Consider the following 22,648-nt stretch of genomic DNA (forward strand, 5'->3'; position numbering starts at 1 on the left):
GATCACGGGGATCAGTGGCAGGTGTAGGTGGGCGAGGAGTCGATGGTCTTGCCGTCGAGGCCGATCAACTGCGTCGAGAACGCGTTGTCCGACATGTTCAGCTTGAGCACACCGAAGGTCGAGATGGCCTTCGCCGTCGCCGGGTGCTCGGTCTTGACCGGGTAGAGCGTCATCCCGCCGCCACCGCCGATGATCTGCACCGGGCCGTTGACGTCCTTGGCGCCGCTGGCGTTCTGCGGGAAGAACCGCTCGTAGTGGTGGTCGTGCCCGTTGAGCACCAGATCGACCTTGCTCTTGACCATGGTCTCCCAGAGCGTGGCCATCTTCGGGTTGTCGCCGTGGTCACCCGAGGTGTAGCGCGGGTGGTGGTAGTACGCGGCGACGCAGGGCTTGGTGTTGCTCGCCAGATCCTGCTTGATCCAGTTCAGCTGCTCGTCGCTGACCGCGTTCGCGGCGAGGCCGGGCGAGAACTCCGTGCTGTCGATCGCGACGAAGTGCCAGTTGCCCATTTCCCAGCTGTAGTAGGTCTTCCCGTTCGGCGTCGCGATCTTGCCGAAGTACTTCTTGTAGGCGCCCAGCGGAGTGTGGTCGTACGTCTCGTGGTTGCCGGGGACCGGGTGCATGATGTTCTTGTACTTGCCCCAGGTCTTGTCGAAGTAGTTCGTGAAGTCCTCGATATGGGCGTCGTCGTACTGGTTGTCGCCCATGGTGATCACCGCGGCCGGGTTGATCTGCCCGACCAGGTTGGCGGTCTTCGGGTGGATGCACGACGACGAGGACGCCGTGCACTGGTCCGCGATGTCGCCCGCGGCGGCCAGTACGAACGACGAACCGCCGCCCGCCTGCGTGGTCGCCTGGATCTGGCCGCTGGCGGCCGAAGTGTTGCCGGCGGCGTCCTTCGCGCGGACGGTGTAGGTGTACGCGGTCGCCGCGGTCAATCCGCTGTCCGTGTAGGAAGCGCTTTCCGAAGTGCCGACGACCTGGCCGTTGCGCAGCACTTCGTACGCGCTGACACCGACGTTGTCCGTCGAGGCCGTCCACGTGAGGTCCACTGTGGACGAAGTGATCGCGCCGGCCTTGAGGTTCGTCGGCGCGGTGGGCGCCTGGGTGTCGCCGGACGAGTCCGACGTCCCGTAAACCTGCATCTCCCAAAGGGAGTAGCCGTAACTGGTGGCGCGTTTGGTCGCGACGAGGCGCAGGTACCGGCCGCGGGCGGACAGCCCGGTGAGGTCGTCGGTACCGCCGTTGCCGTTGGTGACGGACTTGACCGAGGTCCACGCCGAGCCGTCGTTGGAGACTTCCAGCTTGTACGCGGTGGCGTACGCCGCTTCCCAGTTCAGCTTGACCCGGTTGACGGCGGACGGGCCGCCGAGGTCGATGCGGATGAACTGCGGGTCCGCGCCTTCGGCGCTCGCCCAGCGGGTGCTGGTCTTCCCGTCGACGGCGAGCGGGCCGCCGTACTCCGCGGCCTCGACCGAGGAGACGAGGACAGGTTTTCCTTGGGACAAAAGGACATCAGCGGCCTGGGCGCTTCCGCTGAGCAGCGTCGGCAACAGGATGACGGCCGCGCCTATGGGCAGTAGTCGGGTTCGGGCCTTCACATCGATCTCCCCGGGAATCCGTGGCGGCGGGTTGAGAGGGACGGGTGCGCGGCGTTCACTTCGAGTACACTGTTCGTTTGGTAACTTTCCTAACGAATGCGTACGGTAATCCGTACCACTCAGCGAGTCAAGACGTAGACTCGTCCCATGACCGGCGCCTTGATCTTCGACTTCGACGGAACGCTGGTCGACACCGAAGCGGCCGTCCTCGTGGCGTGGCAGGAAACCTTCCGGGAACGCGGCGGCGAACTCCCCCTCGACGTCTGGCACACCGTGATCGGCACGCAGAACACCGCCATCGCGATGTTCGAACTGCTGGCGAAGGACGACGAGAACCTCGACAGGATCGCGGTCCGCACCGGCGTCCGCGCCCGGGTCACCGAACTGCTGGAATCCGAGGGACCGCGTCCCGGCGTCCAGGAGTACCTCGACGACGCGAAGGAACAAGGCCTCCGGCTCGCGATCGCGTCCAGCTCGACCGGAGACTGGGTCTCCACGCATCTGAACCGGCTCGGCCTCGCGGACGCGTTCGAAGCCGTCCTCACCGGCGACCTCCACGAGGCGAAGCCGAGCCCGGACCTCTACCTCGCCGCTCTCGCCGCGTTGGACCTGCCGCCGTCCGAGGCGATCGCGTTCGAGGACTCACCGCACGGCGTCACCGCGGCGAAGGCCGCCGGGCTGAGGTGTGTCGCGGTGCCGAACCCGATCACCGCGGTGCTGAACTTCGACCACGCCGATCTCGTGCTGGGCTCGCTGGCCGACAAACCCCTCGGGGAGTTACTCGAGCGGTAGGACCTCGCGAGTACCCGCACCGAGCCCGCAGGTCCGTGAAGGCCTCCTTGAGAGACCCAGAGTCCCTCAAGGAGGCCTTCACGGACTACGCGGCCTGCTGAGCGAGTTACTCAGCCGTTGAGCAGCTCACCCAGCCGGGTGAGGAACGGACGCTGGCCCTTGAGTAGCTTCTCCTCCGCTTCGGCGAGCCCGAACCAGGCGACCCTGTCGACCTCCGGGAACTCCTGCGTCCGGCCCGACCGCGGCGGCCACTCCATCTCGAAGGTCCCGGGAACCACCTGAGCGGGATCGAGGTCCCCCTCCACCGCCCAGACCGTCACGACCTTCCCGCCGGACTGCTTCACCTCGCCGAGCGGGCGGTACTCACCCTCCGGCGCCGGCAGCCCCAGTTCCTCCTGGAACTCGCGCCGCGCCGCGGCCTCCGGCGTCTCGTCCGGCTCGTACTCACCCTTGGGCACCGACCAGCCGCCCGCGTCCTTCTTCGCCCAGAACGGCCCGCCCATATGCCCGAGCAGTACCTCGGTCACCTCGCCCGACCTGCGGAAGAGCAGGATCCCGGCACTCGTCTTACCCGCCATGGCGTCCAGTCTGGCCTTGCTCCGATCGGGTGATGCGACCGCCCCGCGAAAAAAGTTTCCGCCCGGATGTCGATTCACGTCGAGCCCGTCCGACGCATGAGCAGAAGCAGCCCGACAGCCTCTCCCGGAAGGACCGGAACCATGACGCAGACCATCACCCCCGCCGAGACCACCACCACCGCCACCCCGCGTGCCGCCAAGGCCCAGGGCGCGATCCAGTCGGCCGTCCGGATCGTCGTCTCGTTCCTCTTCCTTTGCCACGGCTTGCAGGGATTCGGCTTCTTCGGTGGCGTCGACGGCGCGGGCGGCTCCGTGGAACTCGGCTCCTGGCCCGGCTGGTACGGCAGCGTGATCGAGGTCGTCGGCGCCGCGTTGGTGCTCGTGGGCCTGTTCACCCGGCCGGTCGCGGTGCTCCTCTCCGGCGTCATGGCCTACGCCTACTTCACCGTCCACGCGCCGGAAGGCCTGCTGCCGCTGCAGAACATGGGCGAGCTGTCCACCCTCTACTGCTGGATCTTCCTGTTGATCGCGGTGGTCGGCCCTGGCACCTTCGCTCTCGACACGCTGCGCCGCCGACGCTGATACAAGAATCGAAAGGGCCCCTTTCCTGGAATGATTCCAGGAAAGGGGCCTTTATCGCGTACCTGTCGATTTCCTGTCAATAAATTCGGCCATACCGTGGAATTACCCCCCGAAAGAAAGTTCCCTACCGATGGGGGTATCCGGCATCCTCTATCGCATCAATGGTTTAGACCACCTTGAGCCGGAAGGATGCGTCATGACCCAGACAGCCACCGCCACGACCACCGAGATCGGCCCGACCCCCGCCAAGTGGCAAGGACTCGCCCTCTCAGTCGTCCGCGTAGTGGTCTCGTTCCTCTTCCTCTGCCACGGTCTGCAGAAGATGGGACTGTTCGACAAGCCCGCCGTCCCGTTCGGCGTCTGGCCGAGCTGGTACGCCGGAGTGATCGAACTGGCAGGCTCGCTGCTGATCCTGGTGGGCCTGTTCACCCGCCCGGTCGCGGTGCTGCTTTCGGGCACGATGGCCTACGCGTACTTCGTCGTCCACCAACCCGACGCGCTGCTGCCGCTGCAGAACAAGGGCGAGACGGCCGCCCTGTACTCGTGGGTCTTCTTGCTGTTCGCGGTGGTCGGCCCTGGCACCTACGCGCTCGACACCTTGCGCCGCCGCCGCAAGTCCTGAATCGCGTGAAGGCCCCCTTCCCTCGGCTGAGCCGAGGGAAGGGGGCCTTCACGCGCGAAAAGGTCAGCGGCCTTGCGGGAGGCCGGCCGCCAGGTCGGACAGCGCGAGCACGTGCTCCATCAGCACGGTCAGCACCTGCTTCGTCGAGTCGCGCTCCCGCGCGTCGCACAGCAGCAGCGGGACGTCCATGCTGACGTCGAGCGCCTGCCGGACCTCCTCGGTGCCGTAGCGATACGCGTTGTCGAAGCAGTTGACGGCGACGACGAACGGCAGCCCGCGGCGCTCGAAGAAGTCGACAGCCGCGAAGCAGCTGTCGAGCCGCCGGGTGTCGGCCAGCACGACGGCGCCGAGCGCGCCTTCGGCCAGCTCGTCCCACATGAACCAGAACCGGTCCTGCCCCGGGGTGCCGAACAGGTACAGGATCAGCTCGGGGTTGATGGTGATCCGGCCGAAGTCGAGGGCGACCGTGGTGGTCGTCTTCTTCTCGACACCGGTGAGGTCGTCGACGCCCTCGGACGCCGCGGTGATGACCTCCTCGGTGCGCAGCGGGGGAACCTCGCTGACCGAACCGACCATCGTGGTCTTACCGACCCCGAACCCGCCGGCGATGAGGACCTTGACCGCGTTCGCGGTCAGGGATCGCCGGGGCTCAGAGTTTCCGGATGCCATCAAGAACCGCCTGGAGTACGTGTTTGTTGGGAGTGTCGGTGACCGGTGTCGCGGTGCGGAACAGCACGAGGTTCTGTTCGATGAGGTCGCTCAGCAGCACCTTCACCACCGGAAGCGGCAGATCGATACGCGCGGCGACCTCCGCGACGGAGGTCGGTCTCTGGCACAGGTTGAGGATCCGCCCGTACTCCGGCTCGAAGCCGGCGACCTCGTGCGCGGTGCGCATCGCGACCACCAGGGTGATCAGGTCGAGTCCGAGCGTGTCCGAGCGGGTGCGCCCGCCCGTGACGGCGTACGACCGGACCAGCGGACCGGCCTCGTCCTCGAACCACGACTCGTGCCGCCCGCTCATGGCGACGTGGGAGTCGCGGCGCGGGGCGCCGAAGTGAGCACCGCGCCGACCCGCTTGACCATCAGGTTCATCTCGTAGGCCACGAGTCCCATGTCCGCGTCTTCCTTGGCCAGCAGCGCGAGGCACGCGCCGCGACCCGCCGCGGTGACGAACAGGAAGGCGTGGTCCATCTCCACCATGGTCTGACGGACGTTGCCGCCGCCGAAGTGCCGTCCCGTGCCCCGCGCGAGGCTCTGGAACGCCGACGCCACCGCGGACAGGTGCTCGCCGTCCTGCTCCGACAGGTTGCCGGACCGTCCGATGAGCAGACCGTCGGCCGAGAGGACCACCGCCCTGTCCGCACCGCTGACCCGCTTGACCAGGTCATCCAGCAACCAGTCGAGTTCACTGACTCCCGCGTTGGCCATCTAGTCACGATCTCCGTACATGTCGTGGTCGGTGTACTCGTCGGTGGGTTCGGTGTCCCGGCCGCGGCGTGTCCCCTGCTGGAACGCGGCGAGGCGGTTCCTGGCCAGCTCGGGGGTGTCCTCGCGGATCTCCTCGCGCTGGGCGGCGGGCCGGTCCTCCATCAGCTGGGGGACCAGGTTCGTCTGACGACGGCGCTGCGGCAGCGGTGGCCTGCCGGGCGCCTCGGGGCCGGGTCGCCGGGTCTGCGGCGGACGGCCGTCCTGCGGTCGGGTGTCCGCGGGCGGCCACGCCGGCGGCTGCACCGGCTGCGGCCGGGCCTCGGCACGGGCGGGCTCCGGGCGGATCGGCTCGGGCCTGGGCGTCTCGGGCCGGGGCACTCGCGGCTGGCGCGGGGGCAACGGCGGCAACGCGGCACCGGACTGCTCCGGGCCCTGCTGCATCTGGGGTGCCACCGGCATCGGCACGGGGAGCTCGGGCCGTTCCGCGGGGAGCTCGGTGCGGTGACGGGCACGACGGCCCGGGAGCAGCGGCGCGGCGTCCGGCACCTCGGTGCTCTCGGGGTCCACCTCGTCCTCCGGCTGATCAGACGGGACCGGCGCGAGCAGGTCGGTGCGGACGAGCACGATGGCCCTGGTGCCGCCGTACGCGGACTCGCGCAGGTGCACGGAGATCCCGTGGCGCGCGGCGAGGCGCGCGACCACGAACAGGCCCAGCCGCGGCTCGGCTGACAACGCCATGATGCCGAAGTCCGGCGGATCGGCCAACATCGCGTTCAGCTCGGCGGCCTGTTCGGGCTCGATCCCGAGGCCCTGGTCCTCGACCTCGATCACGACGCCCTTGCCGACCACGTTGCCCCGCAGCTCGACGCGAGACTGCGGCGGCGAGAACGACGTCGCGTTGTCGATCAGCTCCGCGAGCAGGTGCACGAGGTCGCCGACGACCGGTCCCTGCACCGCGATCGCGGGCATCTTCGCCGTCTTCACCCTGGCGAAGTCCTCGGTCTCGGCCGAGGCTCCCCGGGTCAGCTCGGCCAGCGTGACCGGCTTGCGCCACTGACGGCCGGGCTGGCCGCCACCGAGGATGATCAGGTTCTCCGCGTTGCGGCGGGCGCGGGTGGAGAGGTGGTCCAGCTGGAAGAGCGTCTCCAGCTGCTCCGGGTCCTCCTGCTTGCGCTCGGCCTGGTCGAGCACCTTGAGCTGGCGGTGCACGATCACCTGGCTGCGGTGGGCGATGTTGAGGAACACCGTCTTGGTGCCCTCACGGGTCCGGGCCTCTTCGACGGCGGCCGCGATGGCTGTCTGCTGCGCCTTGTTGAAGGCCTCGGCGACCTGGCCGATCTCGTCGTCGCCGTGGTCGAGGAAGTGGCCCTTGTCGTCGAGGTCGACGGGCTCGCCCGCCCGCACCCGGTCCACCAGTTCGGGCAGCCGGATCTCGGCGACGTCGAGGGTGTCCTCGCGCAGCCGGGCCAGCCTGCCGATGAGCCGGTTGGACAGTCGCAGGGCGACGAAGAACACGGCGATCGCCACCAGCAGCGCGATGGCCGCGGCGATGGCCGACGTGATCAGCGTCCGGTCGGCCTCGTCGATGGCCTCGGTCGTGGCGGCACCACTCTGCTCGACGAATCCGCGCATCATCGCGTCGCCGACGCCGCGGGCCGACTGCAGCCAGAGCTGCTCGGGCACCGGGAGCGTGGCCTTGCTGTTCTGCAGGAAAGTGTTCTCGACCGTGCTGACGGCCTTCCACGGGTCGCTCGCGACGAGCTGGTCGAACTTCGCCTTGACGCCCGGGGACATTCGCGTCACGGAAGACTCGAGCAGTGACCGGTACGAACCGACCTGGGTGACGTACGCGCGGTAGGTCTCGTCGGTGAAGCCGCCGCCCGCCACGGCCGCTGCGGCGAGGGAGTTCGCGCGCTGAAACTGGTCGATCGCGGTGAACAGCGGCACCGCGGTGATGCGCTGATAGGCGTTCTCCGCGTTCGGCGCGTCCTGGGCGAAACCGGTGAGACCTTCGACGAACTGGTCGACGATCTGGTTGTAGTAGGTGAAGGCGTCGAGTAGCGGCAACTGACCGGAGTCGGCCGACTGCCGGATCTGCGGCATCTTCTGGAAGAGCCCGCTCACCGTGGCGATGTTGCGCTGCACGCTGTCGGGCGAGTTGCCGACCAGGGTCTGGAGATAGCTGACGACACCTTGGGTGGCGGCGTCGGTCTTGGCGCGCTGCTCGACGAGCGCGGCGTGCTGCGAACGGTCGCCCGCGAGCTCGCGCAGGGTCAGCCGGCGCTCCTCCTGGATCTGACCGAAGAAGGGGACGGTGGGGGCTTCCGAGCCCCGGATCCGTTGCGCGTAGTCGCGGCCGTTGACCGCGTCGAAGATCAAGTACCCGCCGATCGCGAGACCGACGAGCATCAGCGCGATGCTCGGAATGAGCGCGATCGTCAGAACGCGCGAACGAATCGAAGAGCCGCGGCCTCGTCGAAGGGAAATCTGCTTCACCGTGGTCCGTTTTCCTTCCGGCAGTTATTGGTGTCGGGTCGCCGGGGATCTCATACCCGCGGGATCCGATAGCCGGATCAACACAGCGTGGTCCGCTCCGCCCGCGAAGACGCTAGGAGACCCAAACGGGTGAGTCAAGCCCGGACGCGAAGGGTAGTCGCATATCGCCGTGACCTGGTGACGAGAGGCCGTCGGACCTCGAAAGTCCACCACGTGGACACGGGTGCCCCGCGAAGTGACTCACCAGTAGATCACCTGGCGGTTTACCGCAGGCAGCGGCTTGATCGACGCTCATCGGACTCGATCAAGTCACACCTCGTCGCACTCGCGTCTCAGTGGAAAAGTCGACGAAAACTACGCGCCGTGACCTCGCTCACGCTTTCGGACCAGGGCTCCACATACCGTTCGGTTTGCGAACGACATCACCCCGGAGGAACGCCGCCGTAACGCCGTTCGACCCACGAAATCGCGAATTACGGAAGCCTATTGCCGACGATTCGGCCAAATGATCTTCGTCCGCGCGGCCCAGCTCGTCTTCGAGCAGCGCGTCGACCCTCATGGACGCGTCCCGGAGCATCCGGACGCCCGCCCAGCACAGCGTCACCACCCCGCAGATCAGGATCGCGACGAGCACCGTCTCGACCGGGTATCGCGATCCGAATTCGTTGAGCAGAAAACCGGAAGCGACCCCGAACACGGCGACGGCGGCATAGGTGAGCGACACGATCCCCTCCTTCTCCAGGCGCCGTGGCCCGCGCCTCGCCACCGAGACGGGCGACGCGAGTTTTCCTTACGCCACAGGGGAAGGATCTACGTCACACTCGCGGCGAGAGCGAATATCGAGACTAACAGCGAATTCGTGAAAGTGCTGCCCATCTCCCCCGGCGGGGCTAGGTGATCACCTTTTTGCCACCGATTCCCGAATGAGCTTCACCATTTCCGCGCGGGGGACGGCGCGGGTCTATAAGGAGTATTCGCTCCCCTGCGAGACAGAACGTTCTATCTGCTGGGCGTGGTTGGCACGACCCCCTCGGTCCCTGTGGAAGCCAGAGCCTTCGAAGATGCTCGAAATCCTGGCGCCGGGCTCCCGGACCCCGGTGCCGCCGCGCGCGAGCTGCCCTCCTGCGTTCTGTATCTGCCGACCTACGCCTGACCTGCTCGAGGACGACGGGTCGCGCGGGTGCCCGGGGTTGACGGTGAAGGATTTGGGACGCTCAACGTCCCAAATCCTCCCCGCTCAACCCACACCAGCACCCGGCACCTTCGCCTCACCCCTCGGCTAGCTCCCCCAACGTCGTGACGGCGCGGAGCACCTCGCCGTAGGTGGTGTAGAGCGGCGCCAAACCGAACCGCAACACGTTGGGCGGACGGAAGTCCCCAATCACCCCGCGGTCGATCAGGGCCGCCATCGTCTTGGCCGCGTCGTCGTCGATGACCGAGATCTGGTGTCCGCGATCTTCGCCGCGCGGGGTCGCGATGGTCGCGCCGTCGAGGAGTTCGTCCGCGCACCGGAAGAAGAAATCGCCGAGCGCCAGGCCCTTCTCACGCAGCAGCCCGCGATCCACGCCGTCCCAGACGTCGAGGGCGGCGTCCAACGCGAGCAGCGAAAGGATGTCGGGAGTTCCCGCGCGGCCACGCGCGATCCCGGCGTGCGCCTCGTACGCGCCGCGCATCGCGGACGGATCGCGATCACCGGCCCAGCCTGCCAGCGGCTGCTCGAATCGAGTCAACCATTTCGTTGCCACATAAAGGAACGCAGGCGCACCCGGTCCACCGTTGAGGAATTTGTAGGTGCAGCCGACGGCGAGGTCCACGCCCGTCGCGTCCAGTTCGACCGGGAGCGCGCCGACGCTGTGGCAGAGGTCCCAGAGCGCGAGCGCCCCGGCGCCGTGCAGCGCCCCGGTGAGCGCGGCCATGTCGTGGACACGGCCGGTGACGTAGTCGACGTGGTTGACCAGCGCGACGGCCGTCCGTTCGCTCACCTCGTCCGGCAGGTCCTCGGCGACGACCCGGCGCACCGTGCACCCGGTCAACCGGGCGGCTTCGTCCGCGATGTAGCCGTCGGTCGGGAACGTGTCCGCGTCGACGAGGATCTCGTCGCGGCCGGGGTTGAGCCGGGTCGCGGCGACCAGCGCTTTGAAGAGGTTCACGCTGGTCGAGTCCGCCACGACGACCTGCCCCGGCGCGGCCCCCACGAGCGGCGCGATCCGCCCGCCGACCCGCTCCGGCGCCTCCCACCAGCCCTCCGACCAAGACCGGATGAGCCGCCCGCCCCATTCCTCGCGGACGACGGCGGCGACACGTCCGGCCACGTGCTTCGGCGGCGCGCCCAGCGAGTTGCCGTCGAAATAGGCGACAGAGTCGTCCAGGTCGAAATCGTTTCGCTTGTGCGCCAAGGGATCGGCCGCGTCCAGTGCCGCGGCCTCGGCTACGAGGTCAGTCACGGTGATCATCGTCGGCGAGAGCGTTCCGGAAGTCCACGACTGACGCGATGAAAACGGAAAAGGTGGACATTTCGCGTAGTGCAACCGTGGCCGCGATTCTCTATCCACCACTGACGAGAGCCCTTACAGTGTGCCTGATCAGGCAGCATCGAGGAGGCCAGCGTTGACCAACCAGCCGACCGTCGCCGAGCAGATCGAAGGCCAGACCATCCCCGCCCTGCTTCACCGCAACGCCCAGGAGTTCGGTGAGCTGCCGGCGGTCACGTCACTCGACATCGAGGGCAAGCCGACCCTGAACTGGCGCGAATTCCGCACCGCCATCGCGGAGGTGTCGCGCGGGCTCGCCGGGCTCGGGCTCGGATCCCGCGACCGGATGCTGATCATGGCGCCGAGCAGTCCCGAGCACCTGATCGCCGACCTCGCCGCGGCCCATCTCGGCGCGATCCCGTGCACCGCGTACGCGACGCTCAGCCCGGAGCAGATCGGGTACGTCGCCCGGCACAGCGCCGCCGGCGTCGTCGTCCTCGCCGGTGCCGACGAACTCGGCCGCTGGTCCCAGGTCCTCGACGACCTGCCCGCGCTGCGCCATGTCGTGCTGCTCGACGCGTCCGTGGTCCCCCCGGACGACAAGAGGTTCCTGTCCTTCGCGGAACTGCGCGCGGCGGGCGCCGAAGCGCACGCGGCCGACCCGGAGGCGTTCGAAGCGGTGTGGACCGCGATCGGCCCGGACGACCCGCTGTCGATGATCTACACCTCCGGCACCACCGGCGAGCCCAAGGGTGTCGTGCTGTCACACCGGAACGCGATCTACGAGGCGATCGCGGTCCAGAAACTGCACGAGTCGCCGATGCACGCCTCGAACATCGCGTACCTTCCGCTCGCGCACATCGCCGAACGCGAAATTTCGATCTACATGCCGATCGTGTGGGCCGGGCACGTGCACACCGTCGGCGACCCGACGGCCGTCGTCGGCGCGCTGGGCCAGGTGCACCCGAAGAGTTTCTTCGGGGTCCCGCGGGTGTGGGAAAAGATGGTCGCGGGCCTGAAGAACCTGCTCGGTTCGCTGCCGGAGGACAAGCGGAACGGCCTGATCGGCGCCAACGAACTCCTGCAACAGGGCTACAAACTGCGCAGTGAGGGCCAAGAGGTCCCGCCGGAGCTGGCGGAGAAGATCGCGCAGACCGACGCGGCCGCGCTCGCACCGATCCGGGCGATGCTGGGCCTGGACCAGATCGAGGTCGCCACCAGCGGTGCCGCCGCGCTTCCGGTCGAGATCCTGTATTTCATCGCCGGGCTCGGCGTCGAGATCCAGGAGGTCTGGGGGCTTTCCGAGACCACCGGCGCGGTCACGTCGAACACACCGTCGGCGTTCAAGGCCGGCTCGGTCGGGAAGCCGCTGGAAGGTATCGAGGTGAAGGTCGCCGAGGACGGTGAGCTGCTGGTCCGCGGCGCGATCGTGTTCCTCGGCTACCTGCAGGAGGACGGCTCGATCAAACCGGACATCGACGCCGACGGCTGGCTCGCCACCGGCGACATCGGGACGATCGACGAACGCGGCTTCATCACGATCACCGACCGCAAGAAGGAACTGATCATCACTTCGAGCGGCAAGAACATCGCGCCGACGAAGATCGAGGGCCTGCTCAAGGAACACCCGCTGATCGGGCAGGCCGTCGCGATCGGCGAGAAGCGGCCCTACGTGACGGCGCTGATCGTCGTCGACGACGAGATCGCGCCGGGCTGGGCGACCGCGAACGGCATCCAGCTCACCGAAGGCGAATCGCTCGCCGACAACGCGCAGGTGCGCGCGGAGATCGAGAAGGCCGTCGAGGCGGCGAACGCGCGGCTGGCGCGGATCGAGCAGATCAAGCGGTACCACGTGATCCCGAAGGCGTGGACACCCGAGAGCGGCGAGGTGACCCCGACGCTGAAGCTGAAGCGGCGGATCATCAACGACCGGTACGCGCCGGCGATCTCGGATCTCTACGAGGCCACCGCTCCGGCTCCCGCCGCCGGTTCCTGAAACCGGCAGGGCCCAGGTCTCACCCCACGCCGGCAGCCGGATCACCCGTGTCTCCCGCCGGATCTCGCGTGATTGGAGCCGGAACTCGCACTGCGGTCTCCAATCACGCGAGTTCCGGCTTCAATCACGCGAGTTCCGGGCCTGGGCACGGATCCGTCGTGCCTGCCGAAAGGGCTCGCCACCAGGGTGCCGTCGCTGCTAACTTGCCGCCGTGGATCTCTTCTCCCGCTCATGGGCGGCGCTTCTCGCCGCCGTCGCCGAAACCCCCGACGAAGACTTCGCCAAACCGTCCGGCTGCGCGGGCTGGCTGGTCCAGGACCTGGTGTGTCACCTGGTGATCGACGCCCAGGATGTCCTGATCACCCTCGCCACCCCCGCCGAAACCACGCCCACGCGCAACGCGGTCACCTACTGGGAGGTCACCGACAAGCCGCCCACCGGCGAGGACGATCTCGACGCGCTGATCGTGCGTCTCGCCGCCGCGTACCAGGAGCCCCGGCTCCTCAAGTTCCACCTCGACGACGTCGGTTCCGCCGCGGGCCGGGCCGCCGACCTCGCCGACCCGGGGATGTGGGTCGGCACCCGCGACATCGTCTTGTCCGCGGGCGACTACCTCTCCGCATACGTCCTCGAGTGGACGCTGCACCACCTCGACCTCGTCGCGCACCTGCCGCACCTCCCCGGTCCGGCCGCCGACGGCCTCGCCAAAACGCGGCAGATCCTGGAGCAGCGCACCGGGGAGAAGTTCCCGGCGTCGTTCTCCGACACGGACGCGCTGCTCGTCGGCACCGGACGCCGTGAGCCGACCGACGCGGAGACGGCCGAGCTCGGCGACCTGGCCGCGAAGCTGCCGTTCGTGGTCGGTTAGGCCGTCCTGGTCGACTCCGTCCATTTGCGCAGCCGGGGTGGGACACGCTTTTCGAGACCGTAGTTCTCCAGGTGCGCGCTGAAGACCTCGTCGAAGGCGCGCTGCACGGTCTCGGTGTCCCACACCGGCCGCTCGAGGATGGGCTGCTTCAGGTACGGCTGCCCCATGACGTGCAGCTGCGGTCCGTTGCAGCGGATCATCTGCCCGGTGATCCCGTCGGATCCGGCGCCGAGCAGGAACAGCACGACCGGCGCGATCCGCGACGGCGTCCGGTCCGGCGGGCAGGACCGCAGCGACCGTTCGGATTTCCACACCATCCGGGTGTGCGCGAGCGGGCAGACGGCGTTCACCCTGATCCCGCTCTCCTCCAGATCCAGCGCCCAGGAGTAGGTCAGCGAAGCGACGGCGCCCTTGCTGGCGGCGTATACGCCGAGTTTGCGCTGCCCGAGTGACGCCCCGGACGAGATGTTGACGATCGAGCCCGGTTTGCCGCGCGCGACCATCGCCTTGATCGCGGCGAGCCCGGTGTACATGACGCCGAGGACGTTCACCTCGACCAGCTCACGGGCCTGCTCGACGTCGTCCTCCCACGGCAACGCCTCGTAGTTCAACCCCGCGTTGTTGACCAGCCCGTCGACAGCGCCGAACTCGCCGAGGCAGAGGTCGATGATCTCCTGTGCCTGTTTCGGATCCGCGACGCTGTGCCCGCTGGCGACCGCCTTCCCGCCGAAGCGGCGGATGTTCTCCGCCGTCCGTTCGGCCAGCGCGAGGTCGATGTCGTTGACCACGACGGCCCCGCCCGCCCTCGCCACGTGCACCGCGAACGCCTCGCCGAGGCCCCGTCCCGCCCCGGTCACGACGACGGCCTTGTCGTCGAGCAAACCGTTCATCGCCTTCACCCCTTTGGCCCGGCCGGCCTCCACCTCCAGACCGGTCTCTACTCAGTGTTGGCCCATTCGGCCCAACCGGGACTCAGGCGGCGGCGAACGGCGGCCGGGCTGCGCCGAGCGAGGACGGGGCGATCGGCGCGCAGATACCCGCGGACGAGTCAGACCGACGTCACTCACCGGTCAGACGGCGTAGCTCGATCGGCCTAACAGGCGAAGGATTCGCTGGTCTTCTGTTCGTCTCCCTGTAGCCGGAGGCATACTGAACGTTGCTCGGCGGGACATTAACTGTGACTCCCTCGTCAGCCACGTAACAGAGCAGGCAAGAATGCGAGGGAGCTAGGTTCACCCGATCGGGGGGAGGTGGTCACAGAGTGAAGACGAACGCGGCGCCGCGGATGACCGCCGCCCTGGCGAACCTCGAGTTCCGCGCACTCTGGCTCGCCGAGGTGCAGTCCCTGATCGGGGATCAGCTCACCATCGTCGCGCTGGCGATCCTCGTCTACGACCGCACCGGGTCCGCGCTGCTCTCGGCGGTGGTCTACTCCTTGACCTTCCTGCCCGCGCTGGCCGGCGGCCTCGGCCTCTCCCAGCTGGCAGATCGCTACCCGAGGCGCACCGTCCTCGTCATCTCGTCGCTGATCCAAGCGGTGCTGATCGCGATCATGGCGATCCCCGGCACGCCGCTCGCCCTGCTGTGCGGGCTGGTGGTGCTGGCACGGCTCGCGAACGCCCCCGGCAACGCCGCGCAGAACGCGCTGACCCGCGAGGTGTTCACCGACGACGACCTCTACCTCAAGAGCCAGGACATCCGGGGCATCTCGACCAACACCGCCATGCTGCTCGGCCTGGCGGGCGGCGGTCTGCTGGTTTCGCAGGTCGGGGCGAGCTGGGCGCTGGCACTGGACGCCGCGACGTTCCTGCTGAGCGCGGCCGTGGTCCGCTTCTCGGTCTCGCGGCGGGCGGCGGCGTCCGACGGCAACGGCAGCTGGTTCGGCGCGGTGAAGCAGGTATTCGGCAACCGCCACCTGCGGGTGCTGGTCTGGTTCTCGTGGCTGGTCGGCCTGGCCGTCATCCCCGAAGGGCTCGCCGCGCCGCTGGCCGCGGAGATGGGCGTGGGGAAACAAGCCGTCGGCTGGTTGCTGGCGGCCGACCCACTGGGCTTCGTCATCGGCGCGTTCCTGCTCTCCCGGTTCGTTTCCGCGGAACAACGGCGGAAGCTCCTGGGAGTGCTGGCGGCACTGCCGATGGTCGCCCTGATCGGCTTCGTGTTCAAACCGGGGCTGATCCCGGCGCTGCTCCTGCTGGCGGCGGCGGGTGCCGCGGGTGCGTACTTGATCACGGTGAGCGCCACGTTCATCACCTGGGTCCCGAACGAACTCAGGGGCGGTGCGGGTGGGGTGTACCGCACGGGGTTGCGGGTGGCTCAGGGAATAGGGGCGGGACTCGGCGGGCTCGCCGCCGATCGGCTCGGGGCGGCGACCTCGGCCATCGCGCTGGCAGGCATGGTCGGCCTGCTGCTGGCCGTACTGGTCGCGCTCAGCTGGGCGCACATCAATGGATCCAGTCCGGAACCGTTGACATCATGAGGAATCCACACTGGACGACCCCTGGGGCGGCACGGCCGCCCGGCGGGTTCGTACTCGGGAATCTCGACGGGACACTGCTTCGACACCAGGCTCTTCGGTACGTGGGCGAAAAGAAACGACACTCGATCAGAAGTCACGGCTCGACATGGTCTGACACCTCCTGGGAACCTCGCTGCGAACTAATACCTTGCCCGGGCTCAGAAGTCACGGCTGGACACTATCGGTCACCCCTTCCACGACGCGTCTCGAAAAACATTCAGCTGTCAAGATCAGAAATCACGGGACACGATTGCCACCTCCGGACCGTGTTCGGGGGCACCCTTGCCGGTGTCGAACAACTGATGCGATGGGATGATACCGGCCGTGGAATACGAACGGTGTATCAGTCGGTACCGGTGAGATTACTCAACCGTGCCATCCGCACGGAAAAGAGGTAGCAATTGCCAGCCGAGACCGGCGACCGCCGCCAGCACGGCGACGGCACCGGCGACCTTGACGGACGAGCGGAGACGGCCGCCGCGGACAGCGGTGTACCGGTGACCGAACGCGGGCAGGCGAGCCCGGAAGGTGACCGGGCCGAACCGCGACAGCGCCATCCCTACGATCCCAGGGCATGGGCGCTGTGGCAGCGGCCGAAACGATTCATCGCGTTCCTTTTCGCCTTGGAGGCGATCGGAATCGCGATCATGGTCGTCGCGACGATGAATTCCACGAATCCGGGAAGAATAGACTGGGTTCGTTTCGCCATCCTCGCCGTCGGCGCCACGGCGCATATTCAGCTCACTCAGCGTCAAGAGGAAAGGCGGCGCGATCGCAGCCGCACCGTTCTCATCGACCTCACCGCGGTCTGGACATTTCCGGCCGCGGTCATCCTGCCGCTTTCATTGACGCTTTCCATCATCGCGCTCGTACGAATACAGCATTGGTTCATCGCCCGGCGGCCCGCGCACAACTTCGTGTTCTCGTCGGTCACCCACGGTGTTTCGGTGACCTTGGCGTCGCTCACCTTCGCCGCGTTCGGACCGCATGAATGGGGACGGATTTCCGGCTGGAGCACGCTCGGCGAATTCGGCGTCCTGATCATCACCGGGATGGTCTTCGAAGCGGTGCAGATCGCCTACATCGGCGGCATCCTCGCGATCGGCTCGCCGAAGCGGCCGTCGCTGTCGACCGTACTCGGCAACACGGCGGACAACCTGCTGGAAGCCATCACGATCGGCCTCGGCGCGGTCACCGCGGTGCTCCTGTTGATCATGCCACCGATGGTGGTCGTGATGGCCGTGGTGACGGTGGTGTTCAATCGCCTCGCCGAGATCGACCAACTCCAAAACGACGCGCGGACGGACCCGAAAACCGGTGTTCTCAACATGCGCGGATGGTCGGAGTCGGCCGATCGGGCGCTCGGAAGGACCGCCCGATCGGACGACAACCTTGCGCTACTGATGATTGATCTCGACCACTTCAAGTGGATTAACGACACATATGGACATCCTGCGGGCGACGACGTCCTCCGCGACGTGGCACAGAAATTGGACGAGGTCACCAGGCCCGCCGACGTCATCGGCCGGTTCGGTGGCGAGGAATTCCTGGTGCTTCTCCCGGATATCGACGAAACGGCCGCGAAACTCGCCGCCGAGCGAGTGCGCAGTGCAATCGCAGAACTGCATATAGTGACCACGGACAAACGAGGTAGTCGCGTGACCATCGCGGGCCGGACCACCTCGATCGGGGCCGCCTTGTTCCCTCGTCACGGTGATTCTCTGGAGGAACTCCTGCACGCCGCCGACGCCGCCGTGTACGTGGCCAAGGAAAACGGCAGGAACCAGGTGCGGTTCGCCCAGGATCTGGACCGGCCCGCTCCTCCGCCCGTCGCCGAGGGCTGAAGGGGCCCATCGCCGCATGCCACGCGGCGATGGGCGCCATCGCCACGTCGCATGCGGGGAAAGCGTCCTTCACCCCCGGTCACCCACAGGCGGAACCCGGGGGTTATCCGGATGTCGGCCCCGATCGGCGGATGGCACCCTGGACGCCATGCCAGCGACAGCCGAAGCCGCCGCTCGTCCTGCCAGGATCCGGCGGCCATGGTCGACTTCGGGCTGGTTGCTGCTGGTCACGGTGCTGGTCTTCGGCTTCGGTTTGATCTCGTCGCGGCCTGCCTCGCCGCCGGATCAGGGACCACCGACGGGTGACATCCTCGCCGCCCAGAACGCCGTCGACGCGCTGGTGCGGCCGGGCCGGGTCGAGAACGTCATCGCCGAACTGCCCGCCGATTTCACCGCGGTCAGCGGGATCACCCCCGGCGTGATGACGGCACGCGACGGCACCGTGCGCGCCGTCCACACCGACGGCGGTTGCTCGGCGCCTTGGGGCGACGACAACACCAAGTGGGACTACGCGGTCCCCTGCAAGGCCCACGACCTGGGCTACGACATCCTCCGCTACGCCGAACGCAAGGGCCACCCGCTCGGCCAGGAAGCCAGGTCCACGCTCGACGACCGGCTCTCGGCCGACATGCACCAAGCTTGCGCCATCAACCCGATGGACTCGCGCGGCACCTGCGAGGTCGTCGCCTCCCTCTACACCGCCGGTCTCGTGCTCAACTCCTGGCACCAGCGCTGGGGGCCGCCGGTCGGCGACCCGCTCGGCCCGATGATCGTCGGGGTGCTGGTGATCGGCGCGCTGCTGGTGTTCCGTCTCCGCGGCTGGGTCCGCACGCGCCGGACAGCCGTCACGCTGCCCCGCGAGCCGCGTCCGGTGCACCCTGTCGGCCGCTGGGCACTGCTCGGGGTCGCCGGGGTCGTGCTGATGCTGCTCGGCGAATCCGCCGTCGCGCTCGCGCACTGGGCGGGCGCGCCGGAGCGGTCGCTGTGGCCGTTCACCTGGCTCGCGCAGCTCTGCCCGCTGATCTTCTTCGCGGTGGGCCGCATCAACGAGGCGGGCTGGCGGTCGATCCGCGCGACCGGCGGCCGCTATCCGCAGTACCTCGCCGACCGCGCGAGCCCGCTCCTGCGCCCCGCGCTGATCTTCGCCGTCGTCGCGCTGGTCGTCCCGCTCGCGCTGGAGGTGCTCGGGATCCCGACGGGCACGAACGCCACCGTCATGCGGATCGCGCTGCACCCGCTTTGGCTGCTCGGCGTCTTCCTGCTGACCGTCGTCCTCGCGCCGGCGCTGCTGACGCTCTACCGCCGGACCCGGACGGCCTCCGTCACCGGTCTGCTGGCCTTGACCTTGGCGAGCGAGGCCGCGGCGCAGTGGTCCGGCTCGCCGATCCCGCGCTACGCGGAGACCCTCTTCCTCGCCCTGTTCGTCCAGCAGCTGGCGTTCGCCCACGCCGACGGTGTCCGCCCGCCGCGTGGCGCCCTCCTGGCGACGGCGTTCACCGGCGCCGCCGGACTGGGCCTCGCGGTCGCCGTCCGCGGCGAAGGGCCGATGCTGCTCGGCGGCCCCGGCGCCCCGGCCGCGCTTTCGGGTCCGCCGTGGGGCGTCCTCCTGCTCGGACTGGTCCAGCTCGCGCTCCTCGGCCTGCTCGCGCGGCCACTGGCCCGGCTCGGCGCGAGTCCCGTGGTCGCCGCCACCGCCCGGCTCGTCCTCCGCGCCCCGATGAGCCTCTACCTCGTCTTCCTGTCCGCGATGCTGCTGCTCGTGGCCGTCGTCTACCTGCCGGGCCCGTTCGTGGACGGCCTCAGCTGGCTGGCCCGGCCGAGAGTCCTGCTCGCGCTCGCCCTGCTCGCCGTCCCCGCGATGCTCGTCTTCTGGTGGTTCGAACGTCATTCGGGACCCCAGCAGCGGGCTGTCGACGAGCCGGGCCTGCGCGCCGCGATCTTCTGCCGCGCCGCGGCGACCGTCGGGATGGCGTACGCGATGCTCGGCGTGTTCGGGTTCGCGTTGACCCGCTTCGGCGGCGCGTCGGCCGACGCCGATCTCCTCGGGCTCCGGCTCGGACCGGTCCAGAGCCTGGTCAACCTGCTACTGGGGGTGTATCTGCTGCACACCGTGCGCAACGGCACCAGCCGGATGACGGGACCCTGGCTGGTGTGCGCGGTCGCGTGCGCGCCGCCCCTGATGGGCGCCCTCGACGGCAGGCAGGTGAGCGCCGCTTCCGTCGCGCTGCCGGTCGCGACGATCGTCGTCGCGATGCTCGCGGCGGCCGCCACGCTCGTCCCGGCGCGCGCCGCCCGACGCGTACTCCCCTGAGCCGCACGGCGCTGACCTGGCGTTCTCCGTACCATTGAGACCAAACCGGTGGTGCGTGCCACATCTTCGGGGGGATGTGTAATCCTGCGACAACCCGCAACAGGCACCATGCGTCCCTTGAGAAGACCGTAGAACCGGTGACGACGAGAAGGAGCAGACCGCGTGGAGTACCCGCCTCGGAATGGGCATGGGGATCGACGTCCCGCCCGGCCTAGGCAGGACGCGCCCGGACGCGTTCCTTCCCGCCCGGCCCCGCCTCGGGGAGCCCGCCCGGCACCCGCCCGCCAGGCCGCGGCGCCGCCGCCCCGGCGCCCGGAACCGCGTCGCGCTCCTCGGCGGTCGTTCCGCGGGCCCAAGATCGCGCTGGGCCTCGTCTCGCTCCTGGTGATGGGCCTGACCGGCTACGCGTGGGCCGCGATGGACGGCCTGACGTTCGCGAACGTCGGCATCGGCGCCGACGAGGGCGAAAAGCCCGCCGACGGCGCCCGCGACATCCTGCTGGTCGGCCTCGACAGCCGCACGGACGCGCAGGGCAACCCGCTGTCCAAGGAGGTCCTCGCCCAGCTGCGCGCCGGGCAGGCCGACGGCGAGCTGAACACCGACTCGCTGATCTTCGTACACATCCCGAACGACGGCTCCAAGGCCGTCGCGATCTCGCTGCCGCGCGACTCCTACGTCGACATCCCCGGCGGTTTCGGCAAGCACAAGATCAACTCGGCGTATGCCCGCGCGATGCTCGACGAGCGCAAGAAACAGCAGGAGAACGGCGTCTCCGACCCGAAGGAACTCGACCAGAAGGCCAACGAGGCCGGGGCGAAGACCCTGATCAAGACGGTCGAGCAGCTGACCGGCTCGACCATCGACAACTACGCCGCCATCAACCTGCTGGGTTTCAGCGAGATCACCCAGGCCATCGGCGGGGTGGACGTCTGCCTCAACGACGACGTCAACGACCAGTTCTCCGGCGCGAAGTTCACCAAGGGCCCGCACACCATCTCCGGTGTCGAGGCGCTCGGCTTCGTCCGGCAGCGCCACGGGCTGCCGCGCGGCGACCTCGACCGGGTCGTCCGGCAGCAGGTGTTCATGGCCGGGATGGCGCGCAAGGTGCTCTCGGCGGGCACGCTCACGAACCCGGGCAGGCTCAACGACCTGATCACGGCCATCAAGAAGTCGGTCGTGCTCAACCAGAACTGGGACGTCTTCGGCTTCGCGCAGCAGATGAAGGGCCTCACCGGCGGTCAGCTCGAGTTCCGGACCATCCCGATCGTCAACATCGAGTACAAGACCCCGAACGACGGCGTCGCCATCCAGGTCGACCCGAAACAGGTGAAGGACTTCGTCCAGGGGCTCGCGGGCCCGCAGCCCGGCGAGCAGACGCCGCCGCCCGCCGAGTCGGCCAACAAGGCGACCACGGTCGACGTCCGCAACTCCACCAACCGGGATGGGCTGGCCTCGACGGTGCTGAAGCAGCTCGTCGACAAGGGTTTCACCGCGGGCGACACGGCCACGGCCAGCGCGCGCAAGAAGACGGTGATCTGGGTCGCGAAGGGCCAGAAGGAAGCGGGCCAGGCCGTCGCCGCCGCACTCGGGGGCAACCCGACCGTCCAGGAGGACAAGAGCGTCGAGGCCGGGCGCGTGATGGTCTTCCTCGGCTCGGACTTCAAGCAGGCGAGCGGCGCGGAGGCTTCCGGTTCCTCGCAGAACGCCGTCGGCTCGTCGGCCGCGGTTCCGCCGCCCGAGCAGTCCGACGAGAAGCCGATCACCGCCGAAGGCGTCCCCTGCATCAACTGACGCCACCTCTCACCTTCTCGACCAGCCACGACGCACACCAGAACGCACTCACTGAGCGGGACATTTGTTCACCCATTCGGCCCAGCAGGACAAAATCGGTATGAAAAGCACCCCCGAAACCGCGTAAGAGCGGCCCACCTGCCGACTTTCATACACGTGAGTGCGCTCGTCCCGGGTTTTGTCACATGGGGTGAGCGGTGGGAGCAGGGTTGGCAAGGCAGGGGTCGGGGAGTGCTGATCGACGCTGAGAGCTATCAGCGGATACTCGGAGACGAGCTCCGCAAGCTCCGCCGTAAGCGTGGCTGGACACGCAAGGAACTGAACCAGCATCTGCAGAGCGAGATCTCGCTCCAGACGCTGGCCACCTACGAGCTGGGCACCCGGCACTGTTCCGTGGTGCGGCTGGTCGAACTGTGCGTCGCGATGGACGAGCTGCCGCAGGATCTGCTGGCCAAGGTGCATCGCCGGGTGTTCGTGGACGAACCGGGCCGGGTCCGGATCGATCTGCGCCTGGTGATCAAGGACGACCAGGAAGAACTGCTCCCCCTGCGACGGTGGGCCGACGACCGGCTCAGGCAGTCGTCCGACAGCGGATCCGCCGAGGTCCACCTCGACTTCGCGGCGCTGGAACGGATGGCCGAACTCTGCGGTATCCCCACCGTCGATCTCATCGGAAGGCTTCGCCGGCTCAACCCCTCATGAGCGCGGCGTTCCCCGGTCCGTGAAGGCCTTGCCCCCCATCTGGGCTTTCAC

Annotated in this window: 19 protein-coding genes; 10 read left to right on the forward strand and 9 right to left on the reverse strand. The window is 68.2% G+C overall.

The features are described from left to right. Positions 1-11: 11 nt before the first annotated feature. Entirely contained in the window at positions 12-1,601 is a 1,590-nt protein-coding gene (locus HDA45_RS12140; protein ID WP_343072055.1) for a discoidin domain-containing protein, read from the reverse strand. 147 nt (positions 1,602-1,748) lie between these two features. On the opposite strand from HDA45_RS12140, the gene HDA45_RS12145 reads away from it, so the two are divergent. Continuing rightward, positions 1,749-2,393 carry an HAD family hydrolase gene (locus HDA45_RS12145; protein WP_184894744.1) on the forward strand — a complete coding sequence of 215 codons (645 nt, stop codon included), beginning with the start codon at positions 1,749-1,751 and terminating at the stop codon, positions 2,391-2,393. A gap of 110 nt (positions 2,394-2,503) precedes the next feature. Here the strand turns inward: HDA45_RS12145 and HDA45_RS12150 are convergent, their stop codons facing one another. Further along, positions 2,504-2,971, reverse strand: a complete 468-nt coding sequence (locus HDA45_RS12150; protein ID WP_184894746.1) for an NUDIX hydrolase — start codon at positions 2,969-2,971, stop codon at positions 2,504-2,506. A gap of 141 nt (positions 2,972-3,112) precedes the next feature. Between HDA45_RS12150 and HDA45_RS12155 the strand changes: the two genes are divergently transcribed. Both HDA45_RS12155 and HDA45_RS12160 read left to right on the forward strand, forming a co-directional pair. Continuing rightward, positions 3,113-3,553: a DoxX family protein gene (locus HDA45_RS12155; protein WP_184894747.1), complete on the forward strand. Its 441-nt coding sequence runs from the start codon at positions 3,113-3,115 to the stop codon at positions 3,551-3,553. A 196-nt stretch (positions 3,554-3,749) separates the two neighbouring features. Beyond that, on the forward strand, positions 3,750-4,175 hold the full coding sequence (locus HDA45_RS12160) for a DoxX family protein (protein ID WP_184894749.1): 426 nt from the start codon (positions 3,750-3,752) through the stop codon (positions 4,173-4,175). 63 nt (positions 4,176-4,238) lie between these two features. Here the strand turns inward: HDA45_RS12160 and HDA45_RS12165 are convergent, their stop codons facing one another. The 6 genes from HDA45_RS12165 to HDA45_RS12190 form a co-directional block, all read right to left on the reverse strand. Further along, the gene (locus HDA45_RS12165; protein WP_101610140.1) at positions 4,239-4,844 is read right to left on the reverse strand and encodes a GTP-binding protein; all 606 of its coding nucleotides are present in this window, start codon (positions 4,842-4,844) and stop codon (positions 4,239-4,241) included. Further along, positions 4,825-5,196 carry a DUF742 domain-containing protein gene (locus HDA45_RS12170; protein WP_101610141.1) on the reverse strand — a complete coding sequence of 124 codons (372 nt, stop codon included), beginning with the start codon at positions 5,194-5,196 and terminating at the stop codon, positions 4,825-4,827. The genes HDA45_RS12165 and HDA45_RS12170 overlap by 20 nt, the downstream gene beginning before the upstream one ends. Beyond that, on the reverse strand, positions 5,193-5,603 hold the full coding sequence (locus HDA45_RS12175; RefSeq protein ID WP_037306800.1) for a roadblock/LC7 domain-containing protein: 411 nt from the start codon (positions 5,601-5,603) through the stop codon (positions 5,193-5,195). The genes HDA45_RS12170 and HDA45_RS12175 overlap by 4 nt, the downstream gene beginning before the upstream one ends. Beyond that, a complete protein-coding gene (locus HDA45_RS12180) occupies positions 5,604-8,099 on the reverse strand; it encodes a nitrate- and nitrite sensing domain-containing protein (RefSeq protein WP_184894751.1) in 2,496 nt (831 codons plus the stop codon). 373 nt (positions 8,100-8,472) lie between these two features. Next, the gene (locus tag HDA45_RS12185; protein WP_184894753.1) at positions 8,473-8,823 is read right to left on the reverse strand and encodes a hypothetical protein; all 351 of its coding nucleotides are present in this window, start codon (positions 8,821-8,823) and stop codon (positions 8,473-8,475) included. Positions 8,824-9,367: 544 nt separating this feature from the next. Then, positions 9,368-10,552, reverse strand: a complete 1,185-nt coding sequence (locus HDA45_RS12190; protein WP_184894755.1) for a kynureninase — start codon at positions 10,550-10,552, stop codon at positions 9,368-9,370. A 154-nt stretch (positions 10,553-10,706) separates the two neighbouring features. On the opposite strand from HDA45_RS12190, the gene HDA45_RS12195 reads away from it, so the two are divergent. Both HDA45_RS12195 and HDA45_RS12200 read left to right on the forward strand, forming a co-directional pair. Further along, a complete protein-coding gene (locus HDA45_RS12195) occupies positions 10,707-12,566 on the forward strand; it encodes an AMP-dependent synthetase/ligase (RefSeq protein ID WP_184894756.1) in 1,860 nt (619 codons plus the stop codon). A gap of 211 nt (positions 12,567-12,777) precedes the next feature. Next, positions 12,778-13,434 carry a maleylpyruvate isomerase N-terminal domain-containing protein gene (locus tag HDA45_RS12200; protein WP_184894757.1) on the forward strand — a complete coding sequence of 219 codons (657 nt, stop codon included), beginning with the start codon at positions 12,778-12,780 and terminating at the stop codon, positions 13,432-13,434. On the opposite strand, the gene HDA45_RS12205 is transcribed toward HDA45_RS12200, so the two are convergent. Next, positions 13,431-14,324, reverse strand: a complete 894-nt coding sequence (locus HDA45_RS12205) for an SDR family NAD(P)-dependent oxidoreductase (RefSeq protein ID WP_184894759.1) — start codon at positions 14,322-14,324, stop codon at positions 13,431-13,433. The genes HDA45_RS12200 and HDA45_RS12205 overlap by 4 nt on opposite strands. Positions 14,325-14,695: 371 nt before the next feature. Between HDA45_RS12205 and HDA45_RS12210 the strand changes: the two genes are divergently transcribed. From HDA45_RS12210 to HDA45_RS12230, 5 genes are all read left to right on the forward strand, one after another. Further along, complete coding sequence (locus HDA45_RS12210) at positions 14,696-15,910, forward strand: MFS transporter (protein ID WP_343072056.1); 1,215 nt, start codon at positions 14,696-14,698, stop codon at positions 15,908-15,910. Between the two features lie 440 nt (positions 15,911-16,350). After that, on the forward strand, positions 16,351-17,793 hold the full coding sequence (locus tag HDA45_RS12215; RefSeq protein WP_184894761.1) for a GGDEF domain-containing protein: 1,443 nt from the start codon (positions 16,351-16,353) through the stop codon (positions 17,791-17,793). 148 nt (positions 17,794-17,941) lie between these two features. After that, on the forward strand, positions 17,942-20,104 hold the full coding sequence (locus tag HDA45_RS12220; RefSeq protein ID WP_184894763.1) for a phospholipase A2: 2,163 nt from the start codon (positions 17,942-17,944) through the stop codon (positions 20,102-20,104). A 162-nt stretch (positions 20,105-20,266) separates the two neighbouring features. After that, entirely contained in the window at positions 20,267-21,895 is a 1,629-nt protein-coding gene (locus HDA45_RS12225; protein ID WP_452039138.1) for an LCP family protein, read from the forward strand. A 231-nt stretch (positions 21,896-22,126) separates the two neighbouring features. Continuing rightward, positions 22,127-22,597 carry a helix-turn-helix domain-containing protein gene (locus tag HDA45_RS12230; RefSeq protein WP_184894765.1) on the forward strand — a complete coding sequence of 157 codons (471 nt, stop codon included), beginning with the start codon at positions 22,127-22,129 and terminating at the stop codon, positions 22,595-22,597. Positions 22,598-22,648 lie beyond the last annotated feature (51 nt).

Origin of the sequence: Amycolatopsis umgeniensis (assembly GCF_014205155.1) — a bacterium.
GTDB lineage: Bacteria > Actinomycetota > Actinomycetes > Mycobacteriales > Pseudonocardiaceae > Amycolatopsis > Amycolatopsis umgeniensis.